This is a genomic window from Kineococcus rugosus (assembly GCF_050871975.1).
Classification (GTDB): Bacteria; Actinomycetota; Actinomycetes; order Actinomycetales; family Kineococcaceae; genus Kineococcus.
Genome location: NZ_JBJLSJ010000077.1, coordinates 1 through 4,666 on the forward strand (window position 1 = coordinate 1; position 4,666 = coordinate 4,666).

2 protein-coding genes are annotated in these 4,666 nt (G+C 77.7%); one reads left to right on the forward strand and one right to left on the reverse strand.

The window, feature by feature from the left end:
• Nucleotides 1-132: 132 nt before the first annotated feature.
• Nucleotides 133-1,983 (reverse strand): ATP-binding SpoIIE family protein phosphatase, encoded by a 1,851-nt coding sequence (locus ACRYM6_RS22930; protein ID WP_432545204.1) that lies wholly within the window; start codon nt 1,981-1,983, stop codon nt 133-135.
• 287 nt (nt 1,984-2,270) lie between these two features.
• Between ACRYM6_RS22930 and ACRYM6_RS22935 the strand changes: the two genes are divergently transcribed.
• The gene (locus ACRYM6_RS22935; protein ID WP_432545205.1) at nt 2,271-4,634 is read left to right on the forward strand and encodes a SpoIIE family protein phosphatase; all 2,364 of its coding nucleotides are present in this window, start codon (nt 2,271-2,273) and stop codon (nt 4,632-4,634) included.
• The last annotated feature ends 32 nt before the right edge of the window (nt 4,635-4,666 follow it).

Sequence of the window (4,666 nt, forward strand, 5' to 3'; positions counted from 1 at the left end):
GGAACCGACGGCGAGCAGGGACGGACCGGTCGCGGCTGGGGACAGGACTGTAATCGTGCCCCACCCGCCCCGGCCGCGCCGCCGAGTTCCCCCCCCCCCCCCCGCGCGGGGGGTCCCCGCTCCGGCCGGGCGCTACCGGTCGCGGTCGATCGAGAACCACACCACCTTGCTGAACGCGCCGTGCCCGTCCACGCGGCGCGCCCCCCAGTCGTCGGCGGCGAACTCCAGCAGTTGCAGCCCGCGCCCGGACAGGGCCTCGGAGTCGGCGGGCAGCAGCTCGGGGAGGCGGTCGTTGCCGTCCTCCACCTCCACCAGGAGCCGGTCCGGGGTGGACGAGGCGCACATGCGGATGTCGCTGCGGCCGTGGATCACGGCGTTGGTCACCACCTCGCTCACGAGCAGCTCGGCGACGTCGACGGCGTCACCGTCCCACCCGCCGGTGAGCGCCACCGACCGCACGACCGACCGCGCGACCGGGGTGGACCGCGCCTCCGGCGGCAGCGAGACGACCCGCGTCACCGCGGCCGCCGAACCGTCGCTCCCGCCGGCGGGCGGCGCGACCGGCCCGGGTCCGGCCCCGCCGGCGCGCGGCGGCGCCGAGGCGCCCGCGCGGGAGGCGGCCGGTGGCGACGCCTCCGCACCGCGCGCCCGGACGACGAGGAGCGTGCGGTCGTCGTCGAGGGCGGTCCGGGTGCCCTCGCGCGGGGACGTCCCCGCCGGCGGGCGGGTGGTGCTGCTCCACCGGACCAGCCGGGAGCAGATCTCCTCCGCGTCGCCCGGACCGGCCTCGGCCAGCGCCGCGGCGAGCGCCCGCACCCCCGCCCCGGCCGACACGTCCCGGGTCTCGAAGACCCCGTCGGTGACCAGGACGAGCACGGACCCCTCGGGGAACGGGTGCCGGTGCTCGCGCCGCGGCGAGGACCAGTCGACCCCCAGCAGGGGGTCCTCGCCGTCGGCGAGGACCTCCACGGAACCGTCGGGGAGGCGCAGCAGCGGGGGCGGGTGCCCGGCGCTGGCCCACCGCAGCCCGAACCCCGCCCCGGTCCGCTCGAGCCGGACGAGGACGGCCGTGGCGGTCGTGCCCGGTTGCAGGGCGGCGACGGCGGCGTCGAGGCGGTCCAGGAGCCGGGCCGGCCCGTCGCTGCTGTCCCAGGCGATCCCGCGGAACACGGCCCGGGTCTGCACCATGCCGGCCGAGGCGTGCCGGTCGTGACCGGCGATGTCGCCGACCACGACCAGCGTGTCCCCGGCGCGGCGGGTGACCACGTCGTACCAGTCGCCCCCGATGACCGCGTTCGGCCCGGCCGGGCGGTAGCTGACGGCCAGCTCCACGCCCTCCACGTCGGGCGGGGCCTGCAGCACCCCGTCCTGCAGGGCCCCGGCCGTCAGGACAGCCAGGGCGTGCGCGCGGTGCTCGGCGTCGGTGCGCAGGAGCCGTTCGACGGTGGGGGCGACGTGGGCGGCCACCACCTGGAGCAGCCACCGCTCCTCGTGGGTGAAGGCGCCCGCCCGCTCCCAGGACACGGCCAGGCTGCCGACCGTCTCGCTGCCCGCGGTGAGGGGCAGCAACGCCCACCGCTGCCGCCCCGTGACCTCGACGACCTCCTGCATGCGCGGGTGCACGGCGCGGGCGGCGGCCGGGTCGGCCAGGAAGAACGCCTCCCCGTCGCGCGCGGCCCGGCACGCCGGGAGCGGGCTGTCGCGGGGTTCGTAGAGGAAGCGGGCCCGCAGCGCCGAGGTGAAGGACGTGCTCAGGGCCAGCTGCCAGCCGCCGTCGTGCGCGGCGGTGATCACCCCGCAGCCGTCGGCGGACAGGACCGGCACGCCCAGGCGGGTGAAGGAACCGACCAGCTCCTCCAGCGTCGTGACCTCGCTGAGGGCCAGGGCCAGCTGGGCGACCGCCTGCCAGACCCCCTCACCCGGCGGAGCCGCCTGCGCGGTGCTGCCGGGGCGGTCACCCGCCGGGAATCCCGCAGTGCTCATGCGACCTCGGTCCCCGCTGGTGGTGTACGGAGCGTGACTACTCAGTTCAGCACGCCGCCACCGCGCGGAGCAACCAGCACGCCGGGTCGCGGCCACCCGGCGGCTCCGGGCCGAGCGGTGCGCCCCGCCGGGTCCGCTTAGCATCGGAGGACGGTGGGTCACCCAGGGTCGCCGCGGCACGAGAGGCAGCAGGTGCACCGCATCACCAGACACCGGTCCCGCCGGAACCCCGTCGTCCCGACCGCCGGTCCCGGGGGGCCGCGGCGCCGGAGCACCGGGCGGACGTCGTGACCGCGGGCCCGGCCGGGGTCCCCGAGCACCCCGAGCGGCTGACCCCGGCCTACCCGCCGGCGGACCTGACCACCTGCGAGCGCGAGCCGATCCACGTGCCCGGCGCGATCCAGCCGCACGGGGTCCTGCTGGCCGTGGACCGCGCGACCCGGCGGGTCGTCGTCGGGTCCGGCAACGCCGCCGAGCTCTTCGACCGCCCGCCGGCCGGGGTCGTCGGCAGTTCCTTCGAGGACCTGGTGGGCCCGGACCTGGCCGAGCAGGTCCGCGCGGCGGAGTCGTCGGACAACCTGGACGAACCCCTGCACGCCGAGGTGGGGACGGGGGCGGTGCCGGTCGACGTGGTCCTGCACGTGTCGGGGGACCGCCTGGTCGTGGAGGTGGAACCCACGCCGGCGCCGCACGGTGCCGGGGTCTCGTACCGCGCGACGCGGGCCGCGGTGGGGCGGCTGGCCGGCAGCGTGGACGTCACCGCGCTGTGCGAGCGGCTGGCGCGCGAGGTCCGCGTCCTGACCGGTTTCGACCGGGTCATGGTCTACCGCTTCGACGCCCAGTGGAACGGCGAGGTCGTCGCCGAGGCCCGCCGGGAGGACCTCAACGCCTTCCACGGGCTGCGCTACCCGGCCTCCGACATCCCCGCGCAGGCCCGCCGGCTGTACACGGAGAACTGGACGCGGCTGATCGCCGACGTGGGGTACGACCCCTCCCCGCTGCAGCCGCTGCTGGACCCCGGGACGGGGGCGCCGCTGGACCTGTCGCACTCGGTGCTGCGCAGCGTCTCGCCGGTCCACGTCGAGTACCTCCGGAACATGGGGGTGGACGCGTCCATGTCGGTCTCCCTCGTCGTCGAGGGGCGGCTGTGGGGGCTGGTGGCCTGCCACCACTACTCCGGCCCGCACCGCCCCTCCCACGACGCCCGCTCGGCGGCGGAGTTCCTGGGGCAGACCGCCTCGCAGCTGATCGGCGAGCGGGTCCGCTCCGAGGAGCGCGACCGGGCGCTGGCGGCGCAGGAACTCATGTCGGACGTCCTGACCGCCGTCTCGGCCAGCGGCCGCGAACCGCTGGCCACGCTGCTGGGCGACCGGCGGCTGCTGGACCTGCTCGGGGCCGGCGGGGCCGCGGCGTGGGACGGGCACCAGCTGCGCACCTGCGGGCGGGTCCCGCCGTGGGACGCGCTGCGGCGCATCGCCCACGTGCTGACCCGGCAGGACGGCGCGGCGACGTTCACCGACCACCTGGCCCTGCTGGACCCCCGCCTGGCCGGCGTGGCCGACCGCGCCGCGGGGGCGCTGCGGGTCGGGATCGACGGCGCCGGGTGGCTGCTGTGGGTCCGCCCCGAGGAGGTCCAGGTCGTGGACTGGGGCGGGGACCCGCACAACGCCGAGATCGCCCGCACCGAGGGGGCGGAGGTCCGGATCAGCCCGCGGCTGAGCTTCGAGAAGTGGCGCGAGGTCGTGCAGGGCCGCAGCAGCCCCTGGCGGCCCTGGCACGGCGCGACCGCGGAGCGGCTGCGCAGCCAGATGACCGGCATCATGCTGGGTCGTTCGCGGGACCAGATCACCATCGCCGAGACGCTGCAGCGCGCCATCGTGCTCGACGAGGCGCCGGTGGTCCCCGGGGTGGCCGTGCACAGCCGGTACCGGCCCGCGGCCGGTGGGCAGCTCGGCGGCGACTGGTGGGACGTCCTGCCCCTGGACGAGCACCGCGTCGCCCTCGTCGTCGGCGACGTCGCCGGTCACGGCGTGGCGGCCGCGGCGGCGATGGCGCAGCTGCGGACCGCCCTGCGGGCCTACCTGCTGGAGGGTCACTCGCCGGCGTCGGCCCTGGACCGGCTGGATGCGCTGGTCGCGACGCTGCCCGGCGGCCACACCGCCACGGCCGTCGTCGCCGTGCTGCACCACGCCACCGGCGGGGACGGGACCGCGTCCGGGGACGGGCAGGCGGTGGTGGAGCTGGCCAGCGCCGGGCACCCCGCGCCGGTGCTGGTCACGGGCGACGCCGGGCGCGTCCTGACCGTGCCCTCCCGGCCCATGCTGGGGCTGGGTTTCGGGCCGACCAACGGGGCGGCGGACGAGGTGGTGCGCCTGCCGCTGCCGGCGGACGCGCTGCTGCTGCTGTACAGCGACGGGCTGGTCGAGCGCCGCGACGTCGGCCTGGACGAGACCACCGCCCTGCTGGCCGAGGTCGCCGGCCGGACCGCGGCCGACGTGGGGACGGCGCGGGAGGGGGCGGGCGGCGCCGGGGGCGACCCGGTCGACCGGCGGATGCACGCCCTGGCCGACCGGTTGCTGACGGCGGTGCCCGGCGGCGACCAGGACGACACCACCCTGGTGCTCGCCCGGCCGCGCGCGGCGTCCCGCTGAGGGCCGCACCGCCCGCCCGGGGCGGCGGTGCG